Source organism: Gilliamella sp. wkB292 (assembly GCF_001690235.1).
Classification (GTDB): Bacteria; Pseudomonadota; Gammaproteobacteria; order Enterobacterales; family Orbaceae; genus Gilliamella; species Gilliamella apicola_F.
In genome coordinates, this window is sequence record NZ_LZGO01000027.1 from 45452 (window position 1) to 67588 (window position 22137).

Here is a 22137-nt window from a genome sequence, read left to right on the forward strand (position 1 = left end):
TAGTTATCAAGTCGTCAAGAAATATTGATGGTTGTCTATCTCATACCCAATAATATTGTTATATTGTTGGGTATTTTTATATCATTTAATATTATCTTATTTAATATTATCTTATTGCGAGTTGTGATTATAAATGAACGATGCTTTTAACGTATCAGTCATTTTATTTTCGTATAGGGAAGATTATTTGTTTGTCGAGTTTTAAAGGAGCTTAAAATGTTACTCAATAAAAGATTGTTATCATTATTCACGATTATCGCCTTATCTAGTCCCTTGCCACTGTTGGCTAAACAGGTAAATGTCGCTATTTTAGCAACTTCCGATGTTCATGGACGAATGTTACCTTGGGATTATGGCACTGATAAGGCCGATTTATCCGGTTCTTACGCACAAATATCTACCTTTGTTAATCAGTTTCGTGAACATCACCCTAATGTCATTTTAGTCGATGCGGGTGATATTATTCAAGATAACCAAATTGAACGTTTTCACGATGTGAAAAATCATCCAGCTATTGAGGCTCTTAATACTATGAAATATGACATTATGGTATTAGGTAACCATGAATTTAATTTTGGCATGCCAGTTGTCGATAAAATTGTTGCTGAATTTAAAGGTAAAACATTGGCAGCGAATATCTTTTATAAAGACTCTGGTAAAGCCTATTTACCCGCTACATCTATTATTGAAAAAGATGGCGTAAAAATTGGTTTTATTGGGGCAACGACACCATTTGTACCTGAATATGAAGATAAAACAGGTTATGTGAAACAAATGGAATTCACTATGCCAATTCCAGAAATACAAAAACAAGTTGAAAAGTTAAAACAACAACATGTTGATGCTATTGTTTTAGTTACTCATATGGGGGTGGATAATGAAAACAATAAACCAGGTACCGGTGTTGCTGATGTGGCTAACCAAGTGCCCGATATCGATGTGATTATAGCCGGGCACAATCATCAAAATATAAGTGAAAAAGTGATCAATAATGTTTTGATTACTGAACCACATCGTTATGGTACCGTGGTTTCGGTGGTTGATTTAACCTTTGATCTTGAAAAAAACAAAACCTCTTTAGTTAATAAAAAAGCTGAAACACAGCCAGTTAAATCGTATGCTGCCGATCCGGCAATTGAAAAAATCTATGCGCCTTATCATGAACAATTAAGAGAAATAGCTAATCAGGTTATTGGTGAAACCGATCGTGATTTGGTTCCCCAGCAAATGATTCATGGCATTCCTGCGATTTACCTTGAAGAAACAGGGCTAACTCATTTACTCAACGCTGTTCAATTATATTATAGCGGTGCGGATGTGACATCTGTGTTGGTTGATAATAAAAAAGCAATCCTGAATAAAGGTCCAATCACGCGTAAAGATATCGCCAATAACTATCAATATACCGCTGGTGAAACCAGTATATTCGAAGTTACCGGTCAAGACCTTAAAGACTATATGGAATGGTCTGCTGCTTATTTTGCTCAAGTACAACCCGGCGATAAAAATTATCAATATGATCCGATTCGTGGCGCGTCAAAATATATGACTTACGATATGTTTGGTGGGGTCAAATATACTATTGATTTAACTCAACCGGTTGGTGAGCGAATTAAAAATTTAACATTGCTTAATGGTCAGGCTATCACTGCAGATATGAAGCTAAAATTAGGTATGAACGCTTATCGTTACGAAATGTTAGTCAAAAAAGGTGGACCATTAGAAGGAAGACGTGTTGAACCAACTTGGGACTCGCGAACCGCTTTCGGTGATGAACAAGGCACTATCCGTAATATGACGATAAAATATATTACAGACGTCAAAAAAGGTAAAATTACTGATGAATCTAACCATAATTGGCAAGTGATCGGTATCAAACCTTAACTTTTTTTGTAATAAAAAGGATGATCGTTGTGAAAAATGATATAACGTTTTACCAACGTTTTAAATCAGATATTTTGGCAGGTTTAAAAACGATTACTATTCGTGATAAAAGTGAATCACATTTTAACGTTGGTGATGTGTTGCGAGTAGGCGTTTTTGAAACGGATGCATATTTTTGTAGTATAAAAATTACTAATGTGACGCCTGTAACACTCAATCAATTGACTAAAGAACACGCTAAGCAAGAAAATATGAGCTTAACTGAACTGAAAAAAATCATTAGTGACATTTATCCTAACGAACAACAGTTTGTTATCATTGCTTTCCAATTATTATCGGTCTAAAAAAAACGCGCCTAAAGCGCGTTTTTTACTGGTAAAAAGCAAAATGTGACTAGTTTTTTATTGGTTGTACCGTTAAAACTAGACCATTAACCGCGATAACTTCAACAGCATGACCAACCGGTAAATTAATATCACATTGTGCTGGCCAAGTGCCGTCTTTGATTTTGACTCGGCCTGAGCCATTGATAATGGCGTCGGTAACAAGGGTTTTAATACCAATTAAATCTTGTTGTGGTTGATTAATTTCGTTGCTATTCGGTTTGCTTTGCCCAGACTTTTTAAGCCATAGCCACCATAAATATGCTGAAACCAAGGTAAATATAGCAAATAAAATCCATAGAACAGGCCAAGACAAAGGCAAAATCCAAGCAATAAGACCAACAACAATTGCAGCGATGCCGCTCCAAAGTGAGTAGCCACCAGTACCAAGTAATTCTGCAATTAATAATGTTCCCCCTAAAATAAAAAATACCCAATGAGGGGAATTATAAATAACGGTTAAAATATCAGTCATCGTTTAATTTACCTAATTACATAATTGAAATTGCAAAAGTATTTATTTAATTCCAAAATAACTTGTTTTAAAGTACCTTGGAAAATATATACAACCAGTTCGGAAACTACCTTGTGACATCATTTAGAGTTTTTAATTAGCTCCGCAATGCCACCAATACTGCCCATTAAACTTGATGCATCTAAAGGCATCATAATGACTTTACTGTTATTTGCCGATCCAATTTGTTGTAGCGCTTCAGTATATTTTTGTGCAACAAAGTAATTAACCGCATTAATATTACCTGCTGCAATTGCATCAGACACCATTTGTGTGGCTTTTGCTTCGGCTTCGGCCGCACGTTCACGGGCTTCGGCTTGTAAAAATGCGGCTTGTCGCTCACCTTCGGCCTTTAATATTTCGGACTGTTTTTCACCCTCTGAACGTAGTATTGCTGCCTGACGAACACCTTCAGCTTCCAGAATTTCCGCACGTTTATTACGTTCTGCTTTCATTTGTGCATTCATCGCGGCAATAAGTTCTGCCGGCGGGCGAACATCTCGAATTTCAATACGGGTGATTTTAATGCCCCAAGGGTTTGTTGCATCATCAACAATGCTAAGTAATTTTGAGTTGATGTGATCACGTTGTGATAGCATTTCATCAAGTTCCATGCTGCCGAGTACCGTACGAATATTGGTCATCATTAAATTAATCACAGCACGTTCAAGTTGATTAACTTGATAAGCTGCTCTAGCTGCGTCTTGCACTTGAATAAAGCAAACGGCATCAATTTGTACATTGGCATTATCTTTTGATATAACTTCTTGTGATGGAATATCAAGCACTTGTTCCATCATATTAATTTTACGACCAATCCCATCCATAAAAGGAATAATGATATTCAATCCCGGTTCAAGTGTGTGGGTGTATTTACCAAAACGCTCAATGGTGTATTGATAACCTTGCGGAACAATGGTAATGCATTTTAAAACGGTGATTAGTGCGAGTAACACGATGATACCGATAAAAATATAAAATATAGGCATAGATTAATTTCTCTTAGTAATATGAATTTCGACGGTATAAGCATTCTAATGGCTATGAGATTTTTTGACCAGTTATTAATAAATAATCTTTATGTTATTTATTATTGATTTTATGAAGCTAATTTATTTTTAGTCATATTTTTGCTCTATCCCTTGTTAAATTTTTGGTGATTTTTTAACTTAACGCTAAACTGTGTATATTAATTTAAACGACGCGCTAATATTAACCAACAAGAATCATTCCAGCCCAGCACATACTGGCTGTCGTTTAATTGTTTACTACGATTAAATATGACAAGAAAAACAGAATAGGAATAATAATGGAAGAGCAAACAGTTGAACAAAATATTAAACAACAAACGATCGAGCAGAAAATTGTAGATTTAAAAAAAATCACCAAAAACGATGGCGATCAAGCATATTCAGAGGCTCAATTAGAGTTAGCCAAAATTTATTTTTTGGATCAAAATACTGAAGCTGCAATCAAACATTTATTAAAGGTTGAAAAGCTAGGTAATTCGACATTATATGCCGAAGCTCAGTTTAATTTAGCTCAGATATATCAACATGAAAATAACATTGAACAAGTAAAATACCATTATTTACAGATTGAAAAGAGTGTTGATCCTAATTTATATGCCGAAGCTCAGTTCAATTTAGCCCTGATATATCAAGATGAAGAAAATAACATAGCGCAGGCAGAACACTATTATTTACGCGTGAAAAGGCAGGATAACGCTGATGCTTATGCTAGGGCTCAATATTGTTTAGCGCTTATTTACCAATTTAAAAAACAGAATATCGATCAGGCAAAACACTATTATTCACAGGTAGAAAGGCAGGATAATGCTGATGCTTATGCTAGGGCACAATGTAATTTAGCACTTATTTACCAATTTAAAAAACAGAATATCGATCAGGCAGAATACCATTATTTACAGGTACAAAGGGAGGATAATGCCGAAGCTTATGCTAGGGCACAATGTAATTTGGGGCTTATCTATCAAACTGAAAAACAGCTTTTTAACAAAGCCAGTCAGTGTTTTTTACAATGTTGTGATAGCATTAATCCTTTTGTTTCCAATATAGCGAATCTTTATTTAGGGGATAATATCTATTTTAAAAAAACAGAAGGGAGTTTAAAAAAAGCAGAAGAATATTATCTGAAAGTGTCTTATTCCAATGATTTATTTGTACATTATATTATTGCTCAAATCATGTTATCAGTCATTGATAAGAATGAAGCTTCTTCACTATTTGCCGATGCCAATAAACGCGAGCAATCATTTACTCACTACATTTGTGATATCAGAAAATTAGCACAAAATATTCAGGAGCAGTTACTGGTTACATTTAGATTAAACGAACAGTTAGAAAGTGAAGAGAAACAATATGAACGGCAGGTTGCACATTATACCAGACCGGGTGTGTTATTTAGTCTTTTAAAAAATGAGCCTAGCGATTTTCGTTTAAATGTGGTTGATTTTATGAACGATCCCACTGAAAATCAGGTACTCACTAGTTGGCTTAATATTAAAACCGATACGGATAGTGAAATCAAAAGCTTTTTAGCCAGTTTTTCATTTAATCACAATTCGTTAAATCAATTTCGTTTATATGGCAATGAAAACAATATTGTCGGCTCCAGTGTCAGTGTAGTTTTTAATCAAAATTTTTTTGGCGACGATGTTCAGCAAAGCATCAATCCTGATGGTATTAATCATTTAAATAAATTCGCATCAGTTAAAATGGCAAAACAAGATGTTATTGATAATAGAATTGATGCTAATGAGAAGAACGAACCGTTAACACAATCCTCCTTTCATGATCTACCTTTGTTCCGTTGTTTGTATTTTGATCCAAATAATGAATATATTAGTCTTGCTAAACGTAATAAATTTTCTTTTTATTTGGAGCACCGAGAAAGTTCAGCATCTAAGATTGAAAAAAAATGGAATGACTACCTAACCCAATTAGATGAAGAGCATAAAATTAAAACAATTAGAGAGATATTAAATCAAATAAAACAAAAAATAAAAGAATTAAAGGCAAACGGACAGGTAAACAATCTTTCTATTCTCGATCAATTAATTACTTTAGCCGTCATGCCTATCTCGTGCTTAATTAAACATGCTGCATTTGAAGATGAAGATGAATGTCGAATGATTTATATCACAAATATTGCCGATGAAAAAATTCAAGCGCCGACAGATTATGTTCAAGCCAGCAGTTTATTTATTAATTACAAAACGGTGGAAGATTATATTGAGAAGATTTATTTAGGTCCGCAATGTGAAGCACATCATAAATTATGGATTACTAACCACTTTCGGATTTCATCAAAACCAAGATCTAAGTTGGTTAAAGTGATTCAATCCGAAATGCCGTTGCGCTAATTTTTACAAAGGATGCTTTATAACAAATAGCATCCTTTGGTTGAACTTGCTATTGATATACTAAAATAAATTTTATTTCTGCACACAAAATATTCACTTGACATTGCACCAATGAACTAGTTTAATAGTACAGCATTCATTTTACATTAATAATAATCATGAAATCACAATACTTTTATTTGATTGCTTGCAAATTCGCTAATTTTGGTTGGTGGCGTATCACTTTGGGCGGGTGATTTGATAAAGCATTGTCTTTGTTTATAAAACCCGCTTAGCGCGGGTTTTTAGTTTTTCATAATCAAATGCATAGTTTAAATAAAAATTTAAAAATAGAGAGTCAACAATGAATAAGCCAACATTATCGCAGATAACCAAAACCATTGGTTATTATCAAGATCCGACTCAGGTATTTTATCAATTATGTCATGACCGGCCAGCTACATTGCTGCTTGAATCAGCCGAAATCGATAACAAGCAAGGCATAAAAAGCGTGATGATTGTGGATAGTGCGTTACGCATTTCGGCAATCGATCAACAGGTGATATTTGAAGCTTTAACTTCAAATGGGCAAACGTTGTTACCTTTACTTGCCGATGCATTTTCAACAAGTACTGTGAAAGTTGAAGCTGAAACGTCAAAGTTGACATTGGTGTTTCCTCAAGTTGATGCCATGCAAGATGAGGATTCTCGATTAAAATCGCTATCCGTTTTTGATGCGTTAAGAACGCTACTTAGTCTTGTGAATTATTCGAAACAAGCAAGCCATGATGCGATTTTTGTTGGCGGGCTATTTAGTTATGATTTGGTGGCTGGTTTTGAAAATTTACCTAAACTCCCTACTGATATGCGCTGCCAAGATTTTTGTTTTTATTTAGCTGAAACGTTATTAGAAATTAATCATCAAAATCACGTTTCAATATTAAAAGCGACCGCTTTCACGGCTGATCCCAACGAAGTGGAACGTTTAGCCAAACGTATTGATGAGCTGCAAACTTTGTTAAACCAACCGATAAAGCCAATTCCTACTCAATCCCTTGCCAATATTACGGTTGATTGTAATAAAAGTGATGATGACTTTAATACCATAGTTAAAAAGATGCAAGATGCGATTCAACAAGGCGAAATATTTCAAGTAGTACCATCTCGTCGTTTTACATTGCCTTGTCCTAAGCCTTTGTCTGCTTATCAACTTCTTAAAACTAATAATCCAAGCCCTTATATGTTTTATATGCAAGATAAGGATTTTGTGTTATTTGGTGCTTCACCAGAAAGCGCACTTAAATATAGTAAAGCCACCAATCAAGTTGAAATCTATCCTATTGCCGGAACGCGTCCTCGAGGCTTAACCGCTAATGGCGACATTGATTATGATTTAGATAGTCGTTTAGAGTTAGATATGCGTACCGACAAGAAAGAACTGGCAGAACATTTAATGTTAGTGGATTTAGCTCGTAATGATTTAGCACGTATTTGTCAGCCAGGTACACGATATACTAAAGATTTACTCAAGGTTGATCGCTATTCGTTTGTGATGCATTTGGTGTCAAAAGTCGTTGGTCAATTACGTGAAGATTTAGATGCACTTCATGCTTATCAAGCGACCATGAATATGGGGACATTAACCGGTGCGCCCAAAATTCGTGCAATGCAATTGATTGCCGAATCAGAAAAAGTTAAACGGGGTAGCTATGGTGGGGCAGTAGGGTATTTTACTGCCAATGGTGATCTTGATACGTGTATTGTGATTCGTAGTGCTTATGTTGAAAACGGCATAGCGACTGTTCAAGCAGGAGGCGGCGTGGTTTTAGATTCTGAACCACAATTTGAATCCGATGAATCACGTAATAAAGCGCGCGCTGTGGTTAGAGCAATTATGGCAGCACATAATGTAGAAGGTGTATTCTAATGGCTAATATTTTATTTATTGATAATATTGATTCTTTTACTTATAACCTCGTCGATCAACTACGTAATAGCCAACATAATGTGACGATTTACCGTAATACGATCCCGGCTGATGTTATAGTTGAGAAACTATCACAAATGCAAAATCCGATTTTGATGTTATCGCCAGGACCCGGCGCACCAAGTGAAGCAGGTTGTATGCCAGAATTACTTAAACGCCTAAAAGGTAAATTACCGATTATAGGTATCTGCCTTGGTCATCAGGCGATTGTTGAGTCTTATGGTGGAAGCATTGTACCGGCGGGTGATATTTTACATGGTAAAGCTTCACTTATTGAACACGATGAACAAGCTATGTTCAAAGGCTTACCTAATCCATTACCGGTCGCGCGGTATCATTCATTAAAAGGCGAAAATATTCCTAAAACTCTAACCATTAATGCCTTGTGTAATAATATTGTGATGGCGGTGCGTAATGATGAGGATCGGGTGTGTGGTTTTCAGTTTCATCCCGAATCAATTTTAACTATTCAAGGGGTAAAACTGCTTGAGCAAACCATTGAGTGGGCGCTTAATCCATCACAACAAACAGCGCAACCAAAACAAGAAGCCATTATTGATAAGCAAGAGTATAATGTTCAACCTATTCTCAATAAATTATATTTAGGACAGGTATTAAGCCAACAAGAAAGTAAAATACTGTTCAACTTAATTATTCAAGGTAAAATCGAACCGACGGTATTGGCAACTGCAATAATTAGTATGAAAGTTCGCGGTGAAAAGCCAGATGAAATCGCAGGAGCCGCGCAAGCGTTGCTTGAAAATGCCGATAGTTTTGCTATTCCAGATTATGCGTTTACCGATATTGTCGGAACAGGCGGTGATGGTACCAACAGTATTAATATTTCAACCGCCAGTGCCTTTGTGGCTGCTGCGTTAGGTTATAAGGTGGCTAAACATGGTAACCGTGGGGTGTCGAGTAAATCAGGTTCATCAGACGTGTTGTCTGCTTTAGGCATTAAGTTAAATATGCCGGCTGAAGATTCGCGTAAGGCGTTAGATGAACTTGGTGTATGTTTTTTATTTGCTCAGCAATATCATTCAGGTTTTCGTCATGCCGCGCCGGTTCGTCAGCAGTTAAAGACTCGAACTATTTTTAATGTACTAGGGCCGCTCATTAATCCGTCTCGTCCTAAACGAATTTTATTAGGGGTATATCACCCAGATTTAATCAAACCGATTGCTGAAACGTTAACTATGTTAGGTTATACCCATGCCTATGTGGTACATGGTTCAGGAATGGATGAAGTTGCGATTCATGGTGAAACGCAAGTGGCTGAAGTGCATAATGGCAAAATTCGTTACTTTACGTTAACACCGCAAGATTTTGGCTTACAGCAATATACATTAAAAGATATTGAAGGTGGCACGCCAGAGATGAATCGTGATATGTTAATTGCGATTTTACAAGGACATGGCAAACCGGCTCATGAAGCAGCGATCGCCGCTAACGTTGCGATGTTAATGAGTTTGTTTGGTCAGTCCGACTTAAAACAAAATGCTAAACAAGCGATTGAAATGATGCGTAGTGGTAAAGCTTATCAACTATTACAGCAATTAGCGGCAAGATAACAGTGGAGAAAAATATGGCAATTGCAGCATTAACGGAAAATGTTGAAATGGCAACCGTATTGAAAAAAATTATCGAAGATAAACAAAGTTGGTTAGTCTCACAGCAAGCATCAAAACCGCTTGAAACATTTAAAATGGATGTGAAGCCTAGTGATCGTGATTTTTATCAATCATTAAATCAAACTAAAACAGCATTTATTTTAGAATGTAAAAAAGCCTCACCGTCAAAAGGGTTAATTCGGGATGATTTTGATCCTGCAACTATTGCCAAAGTGTATAAAGATTATGCTTCGGCTATTTCGGTGTTGACCGACGAAAAATATTTTCAAGGACGTTTTGAGTTTTTGCCTATCGTACGTAATGAGGTAACTCAGCCTGTTCTTTGCAAAGACTTTATTATTGATGAATATCAAATTTACTTAGCACGTTATTATCAAGCCGATGCCATTTTATTAATGCTATCAGTCGTCAATGATGATGAGTATCGTCACTTAAGCCATATCGCTCATCAACTTAATATGGGCATATTAACCGAGGCAAGCACGCAAGCCGAAGTGGAACGAGCAATTGCACTTGGTGCTAAAGTGATAGGTATTAATAATCGTAATTTGCGCGATTTGAGTGTCGATTTAAATCGCGTTAAAAATCTATCGAAAACCATTCCTGATGATCGCATTATTATCAGCGAATCGGGGATTTACACACATAATCAGGTTAAAGAATTAAGTCAGTTTGCTAATGGTTTTTTAATTGGTAGCGCGCTGATGTCAGAACCTAATTTAACCTTAGCGATTCGTAAAGTCATGCTGGGTGAAAATAAAGTTTGTGGTTTAACTCGTGCTGAAGATGCGATAGCTGCTTACCAAGCGGGTGCGGTATATGGTGGATTGATATTTGCACCAAAATCACCTCGTTATATCTCGCCAATAAATGCCCGTAGAGTCATTTCAGCTGCGCCGCTAAATTGGGTAGGTGTGTTTAAAAATGAAACGATAGATCAAGTTTGTCAAATAGCTGAACAACTTTCACTTTATGCTGTTCAATTGCATGGTGATGAAGATAACCAATATATCCAATTATTACGTGAAAAATTACCTAAAAATTGTCAGATTTGGAAAGCATTAAGTATCAGCAATACCATCCCCGAACACAATAATCCGTTAGTCAGTCGTTACATATTCGATCATGGTGCTGGGGGAACGGGTAAAAGCTTTGATTGGTCACTACTTGCTGGGCAAGATTTAACTAATGTGATTTTAGCCGGCGGCATTAATCCGCAAAATATAAAAAATGCTTTAGCTACAAATGTGATTGGGGTGGATTTAAATTCTGGTGTCGAAATTTCGCCGGGTATTAAAGATAAACACAAAATTCAAGCTGTATTTGAACAAATTTAATTAATGTTAAAAGGAATAGTTATGTCAAAATTAAATCCTTATTTTGGTGAGTTTGGTGGGCAGTATGTCCCTCAAATATTGATGCCTGTGCTTGAGCAACTTGAGGATGCTTTTTTATCAGCGATTCATGATCCAAGTTTTCAAAAAGAGTTTAATGATTTATTAGTCAATTATGCCGGCCGACCAACTGCGCTTACTTTATGTAAAAATTTAACAGCAGGCACTAAAACTAAACTCTATTTAAAACGTGAAGATCTTGTACATGGCGGTGCACACAAGACCAATCAAGTATTAGGGCAAGCGTTACTTGCCAAACGTATGGGCAAAACCGAAATTATTGCCGAAACCGGTGCAGGGCAGCATGGCGTTGCATCAGCACTGGCCTGTGCGTTACTTGGCTTAAAATGCCGTATTTATATGGGCGCAAAAGATGTTAAACGGCAAGCGCCTAATGTGTTTAGAATGCGATTAATGGGAGCGACTGTGATTCCGGTTGAAACAGGTTCAGCTACCTTAAAAGATGCTTGTAACGAAGCACTACGTGACTGGTCAGGAAGTTATGAAAAAGCTCACTATATGCTTGGTACCGCAGCAGGTCCGCATCCTTTCCCGACTATTGTACGTGAATTTCAGCAGATGATTAGCCGCGAAGCCAAACAGCAAATATTAGAAAAAGAGGGACGTTTGCCTGATGCCGTGATTGCTTGTGTTGGCGGTGGATCTAATGCAATTGGTATGTTTGCGAATTTCATTGAAGAAAAATCAGTACGCTTAATTGGTGTTGAACCGGGTGGACACGGCATTGAAAGCGGTGAACATGGTGCATCATTAAAACATGGTAAATTGGGTATCTACTTTGGTATGAAATCGCCAATGATGCAAACTGATGAAGGGCAAATTGAAGAGTCGTATTCGATATCAGCGGGCCTTGATTTTCCATCGGTTGGGCCGCAACATGCTTATTTAGATAGTATCGGCCGTGCGCAATATGTTTCTATTACTGATGATGAAGCGTTAGATGCCTTCAAAGCGTTGTCGCGTCATGAGGGTATTATTCCTGCGTTGGAATCATCGCATGCTTTAGCTTATGCACTAAAGATGATCAAAGAAAATCCTAATAAAGAGCAGTTGTTGATTGTCAATCTATCCGGTCGCGGAGATAAAGATATCTTTACTGTTTATGATATTTTAAAAGCAAAAGGAGAAATTGAATGAACCGTTATCAAAAATTATTTGATAAATTAAATCAAGAAAAGCGGGGCGCATTTGTTCCTTTTGTTCCTGTTGGGGATCCTAATCCAGAACTCTCTTTACGAATAATTCAAACTTTAATTGATGCCGGTGCGGATGCGTTAGAGCTGGGTATTCCATTTTCTGACCCAATGGCAGATGGCCCAACTATACAAAATGCTAATATTCGCGCTTTTAAAGGTGGTATTAGTGTTGAAAAATGTTTTGAGATATTAACTCAAATCAGAAGCTATCATACTGATATTCCTATTGGCTTACTCATCTATGCTAATTTAGTTTTTAAAAATGGTATTGATAACTTCTATGCGAAATGTGCAAAAGCTGGCGTAGATTCAGTATTAATTGCTGATTTACCGGTTGAGTATGCACAAGAATTTACCAAACATGCAGAAAAATATAAGATTGCGCCAATCTTTATTTGCCCACCAAATGCCGATGACGAAGTTATTAAAAAAATAGCTGAATTGGGTAAAGGTTACACCTATCTTGTGTCACGTGCTGGCGTAACCGGTACTGAAAATCGCGCCAACAAACCTTTAACGCATTTAATCCAAAAATTGACTCAGTATGGCGCGCCACCAGCTATTCAAGGATTTGGTATCTCAGAACCCTCACAAGTGAGTGAAGCAATTAAATCAGGTGCAGCTGGTGCGATCGCAGGATCAGCTACAGTCAAAATTATCGAGAAAAATCTGGATGAACCTGAAAAAATGCTCAGTGAATTGAGCAATTTTGTCAAAAAGATGAAATTAGCGACGTCTAAATAATTTTTTTCCGCTGATAATTCAGCGGAATATTTTATTTTTTTATTGATTTGATTATGCCGTTTTGCTTACTTATTTTACATTTGTTTTGTAAAAAAGACTGAAATTTATTCTGTTAGATTAATCAATTACTTCAGCTATATTTGCTAAAATTAACATTATTACACGTTGCACTTTATTTAAAATAAGGTATAATCTTCAACCATCTATCGCGGGGTGGAGCAGCTTGGTAGCTCGTCGGGCTCATAACCCGAAGGTCGTTGGTTCAAATCCAGCCCCCGCAACCACTTAGATTTTCATTCATAAATCAATTTACCCTTTTTATTGCGTGAAAGTTCGAATCAAGTGGCTTCATTATAGTTAGTTTTAAATGTAGCCTCGCATGTCGAGGTTTTTTTTCGTGTTTTGATTTAAGCGTAAGTTTAAAAGGAATGTTGGGCTATATGCCCTTTTTTTATTTTTTGCAGTGGAGGTTTGTTTGGCTAATATAGAACAGCAATTGACGGATATCATACAAGAACCTGTGAATGCCCTTGGTTTTGAGTTAGTTGGCGTTGAATACATTCGTGGCCGTTACCCAGTGTTACGAGTTTATATAGATAGTGAAAACGGTATAACTGTTGATGATTGTGCTGATGTTAGCCGACAAATTAGCGCTGTGCTTGATGTGGAAGATCCTATCAAAGATGCCTATAACCTTGAAGTTTCATCACCTGGTATGGACAGACCACTGTTTACGTTAGAGCACTATCAACGTTTTGTTGGTGAAGAAGTCACAATTAGTCTGCGTATTCCTGTTGCTAATCGTCGCAAATGGAAAGGACAGATAAAATCCATTGATAATGAGATGATTACACTAACGGTGGATAATAACGATGAAGTGTTTGCTTTTAGCAATATTCAAAAAGCAAATATAGTACCTAATTTTAACCTTAAATAGAGTACGGGTGTAAAGGATGAATAAAGAAATTTTAGCTGTTGTTGAAGCAGTATCAAATGAAAAAGCACTAACGCGTGACAAAATTTTTGAAGCGTTAGAAACCGCATTAGCAACAGCCACTAAAAAGAAACATAATGTTGATATTGATGTTGTGGTAAAAATTGATCATAAAACCGGGGATTATGATACATTTCGCCGTTGGTTGGTGGTTAATGAAGTTACGCAACCAACTAAAGAAATAACCCTAGATGCAGCGCAATATGAAGATCCAACATTAAAAATTGGTGACTATGTTCAAGAACAAATTGAATCTGTTGCTTTTGACCGAATTACAACACAAACGGCGAAACAAGTTATTGTGCAAAAAGTGCGCGAAGCTGAGCGTGCAATGGTCATTGACATGTTTAGAAACCGAATTGGTGAAATCGTAACGGGTATCGTCAAAAAAACCAATCGCGATAGCGTGATTTTAGATTTAGGTAACAATGCCGATGCAATGATGTCACGTCATGATATGCTGCCACGTGAAAACTTCCGTATTGGTGATCGTGTACGCGGTATTCTATATCTGGTTGAACAAGACAATAAGCCCGCACAGCTATGCATTAGCCGGTCTAACCCAGAGATGATGGAAGAGCTATTCCGTATTGAAGTTCCTGAAATTGGTGAAGAGATGATCGACATCAAAGGTGTTGCTCGTGATCCGGGTTCTCGCGCTAAAATTGCTGTTAGCAGTAACGATCGTCGTATCGATCCAGTTGGTGCATGTGTTGGTATGCGAGGCGCTCGAGTCCAAGCTGTTTCGAACGAATTTGGTGGTGAACGTATTGATATCGTATTGTGGGATGATAACCCTGCACAGTACGTGATTAATGCTATGGCACCTGCTGACGTTGTGTCAATTGTTGTTGATGAAGATAAACATACAATGGATGTGGCTGTCAATGCTGATACTTTACCACAGGCTATTGGTCGTAATGGTCAAAATATCCGTTTAGCGTCGCAACTTACGGGTTGGACATTAAATGTAATGAGTACCGAAGATTTACAAGAAAAACATCATGCCGAATCGTTCGCTGCAATCAGTAACTTAATGAAGCATTTAGACATTGAAGAAGATCTTGCACAACTATTAGTTGAAGAAGGTTTTACTTCGCTAGAAGAACTTGCTTATGTACCGGTTGATGAATTACTTGAAATTGAAGAGCTTGATGAAGAACTGGTTGAAGCATTAAGAAATCGCGCAAAAGATGCTTTAACAACCTTAGCTCTTGCTCATAGTGGTGATAAAAGACCGGCGCAAGATTTATTAGATTTACCGGGTATGACACAAGAATTAGCCTACCAATTAGCCCAACATGACGTTATTACTTTGGAAGATTTAGCAGAACAAGGTACCGATGATCTCGTGGATATTGAAGGTTTAACAAGTAAACAAGCTGGCGATTTTATTATGGCTGCACGTAATATTTGTTGGTTTGCAAATGAATAATTGAGGGAAAGTAATACATGACCAAAGTATCAATCGAAACACTGGCTCAAGAGATAAATACTCCAGTGCAAACACTTTTGCAACAGTTTGCCGATGCTGGGATGAAAAAAACCGCGTCTGACACTGTTACACAAAAGGAAAAAGAAGCTTTGCTTGCGCACTTAAATCCTCAGCAAGGTCCAACAAAATTAACACTACAACGTAAAACTCATTCAACGTTGAATGTGTCAAGTGCGGGCGGCAAAAGCAAAGAAATTAAAGTCGAAGTCCGTAAAAAACGTACTTTTGTAAAACGCGATCCGGCTGAAATTGCTGCCGAGCAAGAAAAAGCACGTCTAGAAACTGAAAAAGCTAAACAAGAAGCAGAATTAGCAGAATTACAAGCACGTAAAGAAGCTGAAGAGAAAGCGAAGTTAGCCGCAGAGCAAGAAGCTAAAAAACGCGAAGAAGAGGCTAAAAAACGTGCTCAAGAAGAGAAAGCTAAACAGCAAACCGCTAAACCTGTGCAAGAGCCGACAATGGATCCTAAAGTAAAAAAAGCACAAGAAGAAAAAGCGCGTTTAGAAGCAGAAGCTAACGAAATAAAACGTAAAGCTGAAGAAGAAAATCGTCGAAAATTAGAAGAAGATGCTAAACGTATGGCCGAAGAAGCTCGCAAACTAGCAGAGCAATATAGTGATACTGATGATAACGACAATAGTGAAGATGATGATTATCATGTCACCACATCTAAATATGCACGCGCTGCTGAAGATGATACCGACCGTGAAGTCGAAGGTGGTCGAGGCCGAGGTCGTGGCGGTAAACAAACTAAACAGAAAAAAGCTAGTAAATTATCTGAAGGTAAAGCTGAACGAGAAGAAGCCCGCGCAGTTACACGTAGTGGTCACAAAAAGAAAGGTAAAAGCGCCCTACAACAAAGCTTTACTAAACCTGTTCAAGCCGTTAACCGTGATGTAGTCATTGGTGAAACAATTACTGTTGCTGAACTTGCTAATAAAATGGCTGTTAAAGGTTCAGAAGTGATTAAAACCATGATGAAGATGGGCGCAATGGCAACCATTAATCAGGTTATCGATCAGGAAACTGCACAACTTGTTGCCGAAGAAATGGGACACAAAGTGGTACTTCGTCGTGAAAACGAACTTGAAGAATCCCTAATGAGCGACCGTGATACTGGTGCAGAAAAAGTTGCTCGTGCACCTGTCGTCACTATCATGGGGCATGTTGATCATGGTAAAACTTCATTACTTGACTACATTCGTAAAGCAAAAGTTGCATCGGGTGAAGCAGGTGGTATTACTCAGCACATTGGTGCTTACCATGTAAAAACACCAAATGGCGAAATCACCTTTTTAGATACACCGGGCCATGCTGCATTTACGTCAATGCGTGCTCGTGGTGCTAAAGCAACCGATATCGTGGTATTAGTTGTAGCGGCTGATGATGGTGTGATGCCACAAACTATTGAAGCTATTCAACATGCGAAAGCGGCAAATGTGCCAATCGTTGTTGCAGTGAATAAAATTGACAAACCAGAGGCCGATCCTGAGCGTGTAAAAGGTGAACTTGCCCAATATGGCGTAATGTCAGAAGATTGGGGGGGGGATACGCAATTTGTACACGTATCAGCTAAAGCAGGTACAGGTATCGATCAATTACTTGAAGCGATTTTATTACAAGCCGAAGTACTTGAACTTACTGCTTATGAAACAGGAATGGCTAGTGGTGTGGTTATTGAATCATTCCTTGATAAAGGTCGTGGTTCTGTTGCTACTGTACTTGTTCAATCAGGAACCTTACGTAAAGGCGATATCGTACTATGTGGTTTTGAATATGGTCGTATTCGTGCAATGCGCAACGAATTAGGTAAGGAAGTTACCGAAGCCGGTCCATCAATTCCGGTTGAGATTTTAGGTCTTTCTGGCGTACCATCAGCAGGTGATGAAGCAACAGTTGTTCGTGATGAAAAGAAAGCGCGTGAAGTTGCGCTCTATCGTCAAGGTAAATTCCGTGATGTGAAACTTGCACGTCAACAAAAAGCGAAACTTGAAAACATGTTTACTAACATGACAGAAGGTGATGTTTCTGAACTTAATATCGTCCTTAAAGCTGACGTACAAGGTTCGGTTGAAGCAATTTCTGATTCATTACTTAAACTATCAACAGATGAAGTTAAAGTTAAAATCATTGGTTCAGGCGTGGGTGGAATTACCGAAACTGATGCATCACTTGCGGCGGCATCTAATGCAATTATTTTAGGCTTTAATGTTCGTGCTGATGCATCGGCTCGTAAGGTTATTGAATCTGAAAACTTAGATCTTCGTTACTATTCTGTTATTTATGACTTAATTGACGAAGTTAAACAAGCCATGAGCGGTATGCTTGCACCTGAATACAAACAAGAAATTATCGGTCTTGCTGAAGTGCGTGATGTATTTAAATCACCAAAATTTGGTGCAATTGCTGGTTGTATGGTTACAGAAGGTGTGGTTAAACGCCATAATCCAATTCGCGTACTTCGTGATAACGTTGTTATCTATGAAGGTGAACTTGAATCCTTACGACGCTTCAAAGATGATGTTAATGAAGTACGTAATGGTATGGAATGCGGTATTGGTGTACGTAACTACAATGATGTTCGTGTTGGTGACAGTATCGAAGTGTTCGAAACCATTGAAATCAAGCGTACCATTTAATCATTACCAAACATGTTATAAGCAAGGTTTAATCCTTGCTTATTCATTTTTTAAGGAAAATAGATATGGCAAAAGCATTTAATCGTTCATCTCGAGTCGGACATGAATTACAAAAAGAGATTGCGATCATCTTACAACGAGAAATCAAAGATCCTCGTTTAGGTATGGTGACAGTTTCTGGGGTAGATATTTCGCGCGATCTTTCCTATGCCAAAGTATTTGTAACTTTTCTTAATGATGATGATCCACAAGTTATTGAGCAAGGATTAACGGTGCTTAATGATGCAAAAGGATATATTCGAACCTTAATTGGTAAAGCGATGCGTTTACGCATTATTCCTGAAATCAAATTCTTTTATGATGAGTCACTGGTTAAAGGAATGCAAATGTCTAATTTAGTGTCTGATGTGATTAGACAAGACAATGAACGGCATAAAGATTAGCTAAAAAGTTAAAATTATACTTAGCAAATAATTATTAAAAAACTTAAACATTGAATATAAAGCACCAATGATGAATACAAAAAAAATTCGCCGTGACATTCACGGCGTTTTATTGTTAGATAAACCGCAAGGTATGACTTCCAATGATGCATTGCAAAAAGTAAAAAGGTTGTTTAATGCAAAAAAAGCAGGGCATACAGGTGCACTCGATCCTTTAGCAACAGGCATGTTACCGATTTGTTTTGGTGAGGCAACCAAATTTTCGCAATACCTTTTAGATTCAGATAAACGCTATCGAGTGATTGCCAAGTTAGGCGAACGAACTGATACTTCAGATGCTGATGGTCAAATTATTTGTTCTAAAGTTGTTAATATTTCTCAATCACAAATTGATGAAGCATTAACGCACTTTCGTGGCGATATTTTACAAGTACCAACCATGTTTTCAGCATTAAAATATCAAGGTAAACCCTTATATGAATATGCCCGTCAAGGTATTGTGATTGAACGTGAAGCAAGGCCTATCACTGTCTACCAAAATCAATTTATTCAATTTAATCCCGATAATAACCAATTAACATTAGAAATACATTGCTCGAAGGGCACTTATATTCGAACCATTATTGATGATTTGGGCGAACTACTTGGCTGTGGCGCGCATGTAATTTATTTAAGACGTTTGCAAGTATCAAATTATCCGATTGATAAAATGATAAGCTTGGATGAATTACAACACATTAACGATAAACAAGCTTTACTCATGCCAGTAGATAGTCCTGTGCAAGATTATCCAAAAGTTACTTTAACTGATATTCAAGGAAAAGATATATTGTTAGGTCGAAATATTGTACTTGATACATCAGTATCAAGCGAAACATTAGTTCGAATTTATCAAGAACAACAGTTTATCGGTATTGGTATACAAAAATTTAATCAACTATCACCAAAACGCCTGATATCAGTTTGATTATTGAACATTATTACCTAGATAATTTATGTTATTTATTGCTCGCAATATCGAGTTAAATTTAAAGTGGATGTTAATCATTAGTAAAAACGGGGTTCTGCTTCTATAATGTGATAGCTTTTAACGTTTTTTATATCATTATCAATATGTTGGCAAAGCAAATTAGCGGAATCTTGGCCCATTTTATACAATGGTTTATTTATTCGACTTAACTTATCTAGTTCGTTGTATTGTCTTGTAGTTGCATGTCCCACATAGGTTATAGTAAGCGGACGAACTAGCTGAGCTTGACTTTCATTGGCTTGATGTAATGCACCTAAAACAACATGATAATCGGAAAGATGACATTGCAAATTATGATGATTCTTTTCGAGATAGCTCAAACTACTGTTATCACCACAAATAATCGCTGAAGGTGGATTATTGCTATTGACTAGTTTTTTTATGGCAGCTCTGCCATGTTCATAACTAATGCAACGCTCAACAAGATAGTGAGGATTGAATTCTATATTTGCTCTGAGTAACGCTTGTTGATACCCTTGCAAAAAAAGTGTGGAACAAATTTTATTGTTATCATTTATCAAAATTGCGATTTTTTGATGTGCGTTTTCTAACAAATATTGCGTTATTTGATAACCGATCATCAAATGATCAAAATAAACACACGTAAAATTACGCGAAAAATGATTTATTAAAACAATTGGTGGCAATGCTTTTTTAAATTGCTCAAGCTCACTTAAGTAAGGTGCATCATTAATCACTAAAATTCCGGTAAAGGTGTTCTGGTTGATAAATTGAATTAAGTGATGAATATCCGTTCTCGATTGGTATGGAAAGCGAAAATAAAATAGTGTAAAACCTGCTTGCCTTAACGTCTGCTCCAATCCATAGTTAATTAATGTGTATGGCGTAAATTGATTATCCAAAACTAAAATGTAATTAGATTTATTAGAATGGCTATGAGGCTTTAAATTACAACTTATATCAATATTTAACTCTTCAATCGCTTGGTAAACTTTAGATTGCGTAGAAACAGAGGTTAAATGAGGTTTTTTAAGCACCCTAGATACCGATGCAATCGATAAATTTGCCTGTTTGGCAATCACAGACAGTGTGGTTTTTTTCATAATAAATAAAGTCGTCTATTAAAATTACAATTACATTAATCAGGTTACTGAGTTTTGTAATTGATTTTGATCGAATTTAGCGATCTGGCTTCCAAATAATTTTGACTATGTAGTAACTAAAGATTATTTTGTTAATTTAATATATACTATTTAGATAATCTGTTATGATTGGATATGGTACTGTCCTTGTTTAAAGCGTTTACAATTAATAGAAAAATAAATTATTAAAAATAATATTGTTAGGAATAAGAAGGAAAAAACTATGCCTAAGGCGCTCAGCAACCTAATTAGCACATTAGGTGAAAAAGCTGGCATTAACAACATGTTATCAGATGTTAGCCATAATCGTTACACATTAACAATAGAAGCCTTAGGCTCAGCAATATCGGTATTAGATGTAAGCAGTGATGAAACCCTTAACCAGCCCTGGCATTATCGCATTTCCTTTACAAGTTCAGATAAACACCTCACACTTGACTCGGTTTTAAATCAAAAAGCCGCATTTATTTTTCACCCGGCGAATAATTTCGATATTGTCTCAAAGGTAACGCAAACGCTTAATACCTTAAGTGCTTTTGCTCCGCTTGAATCGTCGTTGACCGACCTGTTATCGTCAGGCGATTCACGCATTGTATACGGGGTGATTACTGAGTTTAGTCAGTTATCGGTCAATAAAGAGCAAGCGCATTATCAGGTGGTATTGTCCTCGGTGCTGGCAAAGCTGGCACTCAGTCATAACAGTGCTATTTTTCAAAATTTGAGTGTGGTGGGCGTTGTTGAAGAGGTGCTGCGTGGGCATGGTTTTACCGGCATTGACTACCGTTTAGAATTAAAAGACCGTTATCCGGTCCGGGAGCTTATCACCCAATGGCAGGAGAGTGACCTGACCTTTATTCAACGAATTTTAGCCGATGTGGGGATATGGTTTCGTTTTGAAACGCATGCTGAGCACAGTTGTGATGTTATGGTCTTAAGTGATTACGAACAAGGTTATCAGCAGGCAAAGGATATCGACTACAAACTACCGAGTGGCACTTTAGATGCGGGTGTTGACAGTGTGTGGGATATGGGTTTACACAGTCAGATGGTTGAAGCGTCAGTTCAGGTGCAGGATTATAATTACCGGGATGCAGGCAGCAATTTACAAACGGAAGTGAACAGTCAGCCGACAAACGGGACAACATATGGCACGAATTACCGTTATGAAGAGCACTATAAAGGATTGAATGATAATGGCACGGCTAATGCTGGTCGTGATAGCGATACAGCCAACCGTTTTGCGGCAGGAGAGCAAAATGGTAACCGCGAAGGTAATCAGGATAACAGCATTGAAAGTGGGACATGGTATGCGCGT

The 22137-nt window shown here is 37.2% G+C and carries 17 protein-coding genes and 1 tRNA gene; 15 read left to right on the forward strand and 3 right to left on the reverse strand.

Translation table 11 applies throughout. The annotated features are described in order from the left end of the window. Window positions 1-216 precede the first annotated feature (216 nt). Both A9G09_RS02605 and yqfB read left to right on the forward strand, forming a co-directional pair. On the forward strand, window positions 217-1884 hold the full coding sequence (locus A9G09_RS02605) for a bifunctional UDP-sugar hydrolase/5'-nucleotidase (RefSeq protein ID WP_065633356.1): 1668 nt from the start codon (window positions 217-219) through the stop codon (window positions 1882-1884). Between the two features lie 20 nt (window positions 1885-1904). After that, window positions 1905-2228 (forward strand): N(4)-acetylcytidine aminohydrolase, encoded by a 324-nt coding sequence (yqfB, locus tag A9G09_RS02610; protein ID WP_065633357.1) that lies wholly within the window; start codon window positions 1905-1907, stop codon window positions 2226-2228. Window positions 2229-2277: 49 nt separating this feature from the next. Here the strand turns inward: yqfB and A9G09_RS02615 are convergent, their stop codons facing one another. Together A9G09_RS02615 and A9G09_RS02620 are read right to left on the reverse strand one after the other, a co-directional pair. After that, complete coding sequence (locus tag A9G09_RS02615; RefSeq protein WP_065633358.1) at window positions 2278-2742, reverse strand: NfeD family protein; 465 nt, start codon at window positions 2740-2742, stop codon at window positions 2278-2280. Window positions 2743-2861: 119 nt separating this feature from the next. Then, the gene (locus A9G09_RS02620; protein WP_065633359.1) at window positions 2862-3770 is read right to left on the reverse strand and encodes an SPFH domain-containing protein; all 909 of its coding nucleotides are present in this window, start codon (window positions 3768-3770) and stop codon (window positions 2862-2864) included. 320 nt (window positions 3771-4090) lie between these two features. Between A9G09_RS02620 and A9G09_RS02625 the strand changes: the two genes are divergently transcribed. The 12 genes from A9G09_RS02625 to truB all read left to right on the forward strand — a co-directional run bounded on the left by A9G09_RS02625 (window position 4091) and on the right by truB (window position 19656). After that, window positions 4091-6166: a tetratricopeptide repeat protein gene (locus tag A9G09_RS02625; RefSeq protein ID WP_065633360.1), complete on the forward strand. Its 2076-nt coding sequence runs from the start codon at window positions 4091-4093 to the stop codon at window positions 6164-6166. A gap of 343 nt (window positions 6167-6509) precedes the next feature. Then, window positions 6510-8072, forward strand: coding sequence for an anthranilate synthase component 1 (locus A9G09_RS02630; protein WP_065633361.1), 1563 nt, complete (start codon window positions 6510-6512; stop codon window positions 8070-8072). After that, complete coding sequence (gene trpD, locus A9G09_RS02635; RefSeq protein WP_065633362.1) at window positions 8072-9703, forward strand: bifunctional anthranilate synthase glutamate amidotransferase component TrpG/anthranilate phosphoribosyltransferase TrpD; 1632 nt, start codon at window positions 8072-8074, stop codon at window positions 9701-9703. Before A9G09_RS02630 ends, trpD begins: the two co-directional genes overlap by 1 nt. Before the next feature lie 14 nt (window positions 9704-9717). Further along, window positions 9718-11100, forward strand: a complete 1383-nt coding sequence (gene trpCF, locus A9G09_RS02640) for a bifunctional indole-3-glycerol-phosphate synthase TrpC/phosphoribosylanthranilate isomerase TrpF (protein WP_065633363.1) — start codon at window positions 9718-9720, stop codon at window positions 11098-11100. A gap of 21 nt (window positions 11101-11121) precedes the next feature. Continuing rightward, window positions 11122-12315, forward strand: coding sequence for a tryptophan synthase subunit beta (gene trpB, locus A9G09_RS02645; RefSeq protein WP_065633364.1), 1194 nt, complete (start codon window positions 11122-11124; stop codon window positions 12313-12315). Further along, window positions 12312-13118: a tryptophan synthase subunit alpha gene (gene trpA / locus A9G09_RS02650; RefSeq protein WP_065633365.1), complete on the forward strand. Its 807-nt coding sequence runs from the start codon at window positions 12312-12314 to the stop codon at window positions 13116-13118. Before trpB ends, trpA begins: the two co-directional genes overlap by 4 nt. 207 nt (window positions 13119-13325) lie before the next feature. Beyond that, a tRNA-Met gene (locus A9G09_RS02655) sits at window positions 13326-13402 on the forward strand. A gap of 191 nt (window positions 13403-13593) precedes the next feature. Continuing rightward, window positions 13594-14055, forward strand: coding sequence for a ribosome maturation factor RimP (gene rimP, locus A9G09_RS02660; protein ID WP_065633366.1), 462 nt, complete (start codon window positions 13594-13596; stop codon window positions 14053-14055). Window positions 14056-14071: 16 nt separating this feature from the next. Further along, window positions 14072-15547, forward strand: a complete 1476-nt coding sequence (gene nusA / locus A9G09_RS02665; protein ID WP_065633367.1) for a transcription termination factor NusA — start codon at window positions 14072-14074, stop codon at window positions 15545-15547. Between the two features lie 17 nt (window positions 15548-15564). Beyond that, window positions 15565-18246: a translation initiation factor IF-2 gene (infB, locus tag A9G09_RS02670; RefSeq protein WP_065633368.1), complete on the forward strand. Its 2682-nt coding sequence runs from the start codon at window positions 15565-15567 to the stop codon at window positions 18244-18246. A gap of 65 nt (window positions 18247-18311) precedes the next feature. Then, window positions 18312-18689 (forward strand): 30S ribosome-binding factor RbfA, encoded by a 378-nt coding sequence (rbfA, locus tag A9G09_RS02675; RefSeq protein WP_065633369.1) that lies wholly within the window; start codon window positions 18312-18314, stop codon window positions 18687-18689. Window positions 18690-18759: 70 nt separating this feature from the next. After that, window positions 18760-19656 (forward strand): tRNA pseudouridine(55) synthase TruB, encoded by an 897-nt coding sequence (truB, locus tag A9G09_RS02680; RefSeq protein ID WP_141671511.1) that lies wholly within the window; start codon window positions 18760-18762, stop codon window positions 19654-19656. Between the two features lie 80 nt (window positions 19657-19736). On the opposite strand, the gene A9G09_RS02685 is transcribed toward truB, so the two are convergent. Further along, window positions 19737-20783 carry a LacI family DNA-binding transcriptional regulator gene (locus tag A9G09_RS02685; protein WP_065633371.1) on the reverse strand — a complete coding sequence of 349 codons (1047 nt, stop codon included), beginning with the start codon at window positions 20781-20783 and terminating at the stop codon, window positions 19737-19739. 262 nt (window positions 20784-21045) lie between these two features. Here A9G09_RS02685 and A9G09_RS02690 point away from each other — a divergent pair. Next, window positions 21046-22137, forward strand: a 1092-nt coding sequence (locus A9G09_RS02690; RefSeq protein ID WP_141671512.1) for a type VI secretion system Vgr family protein, incomplete at its 3' end; no start/stop codon positions are given.

Excerpts from the sequence above, each read along its gene's own strand:
- A9G09_RS02630 (WP_065633361.1), top strand. The coding sequence starts at position 6,510 with ATGAATAAGCCAACATTATCGCAGATAACCAAAACCATTGGTTATTAT.
- infB (WP_065633368.1), top strand. The coding sequence starts at position 15,565 with ATGACCAAAGTATCAATCGAAACACTGGCTCAAGAGATAAATACTCCA.
- A9G09_RS02620 (WP_065633359.1), bottom strand. The coding sequence starts at position 3,770 with ATGCCTATATTTTATATTTTTATCGGTATCATCGTGTTACTCGCACTA.
- trpA (WP_065633365.1), top strand. The coding sequence starts at position 12,312 with ATGAACCGTTATCAAAAATTATTTGATAAATTAAATCAAGAAAAGCGG.
- yqfB (WP_065633357.1), top strand. The coding sequence starts at position 1,905 with ATGATCGTTGTGAAAAATGATATAACGTTTTACCAACGTTTTAAATCA.
- A9G09_RS02685 (WP_065633371.1), bottom strand. The coding sequence starts at position 20,783 with ATGAAAAAAACCACACTGTCTGTGATTGCCAAACAGGCAAATTTATCG.
- rbfA (WP_065633369.1), top strand. The coding sequence starts at position 18,312 with ATGGCAAAAGCATTTAATCGTTCATCTCGAGTCGGACATGAATTACAA.
- trpCF (WP_065633363.1), top strand. The coding sequence starts at position 9,718 with ATGGCAATTGCAGCATTAACGGAAAATGTTGAAATGGCAACCGTATTG.
- nusA (WP_065633367.1), top strand. The coding sequence starts at position 14,072 with ATGAATAAAGAAATTTTAGCTGTTGTTGAAGCAGTATCAAATGAAAAA.
- truB (WP_141671511.1), top strand. The coding sequence starts at position 18,760 with ATGAATACAAAAAAAATTCGCCGTGACATTCACGGCGTTTTATTGTTA.
- trpD (WP_065633362.1), top strand. The coding sequence starts at position 8,072 with ATGGCTAATATTTTATTTATTGATAATATTGATTCTTTTACTTATAAC.
- A9G09_RS02605 (WP_065633356.1), top strand. The coding sequence starts at position 217 with ATGTTACTCAATAAAAGATTGTTATCATTATTCACGATTATCGCCTTA.
- trpB (WP_065633364.1), top strand. The coding sequence starts at position 11,122 with ATGTCAAAATTAAATCCTTATTTTGGTGAGTTTGGTGGGCAGTATGTC.
- A9G09_RS02615 (WP_065633358.1), bottom strand. The coding sequence starts at position 2,742 with ATGACTGATATTTTAACCGTTATTTATAATTCCCCTCATTGGGTATTT.
- A9G09_RS02625 (WP_065633360.1), top strand. The coding sequence starts at position 4,091 with ATGGAAGAGCAAACAGTTGAACAAAATATTAAACAACAAACGATCGAG.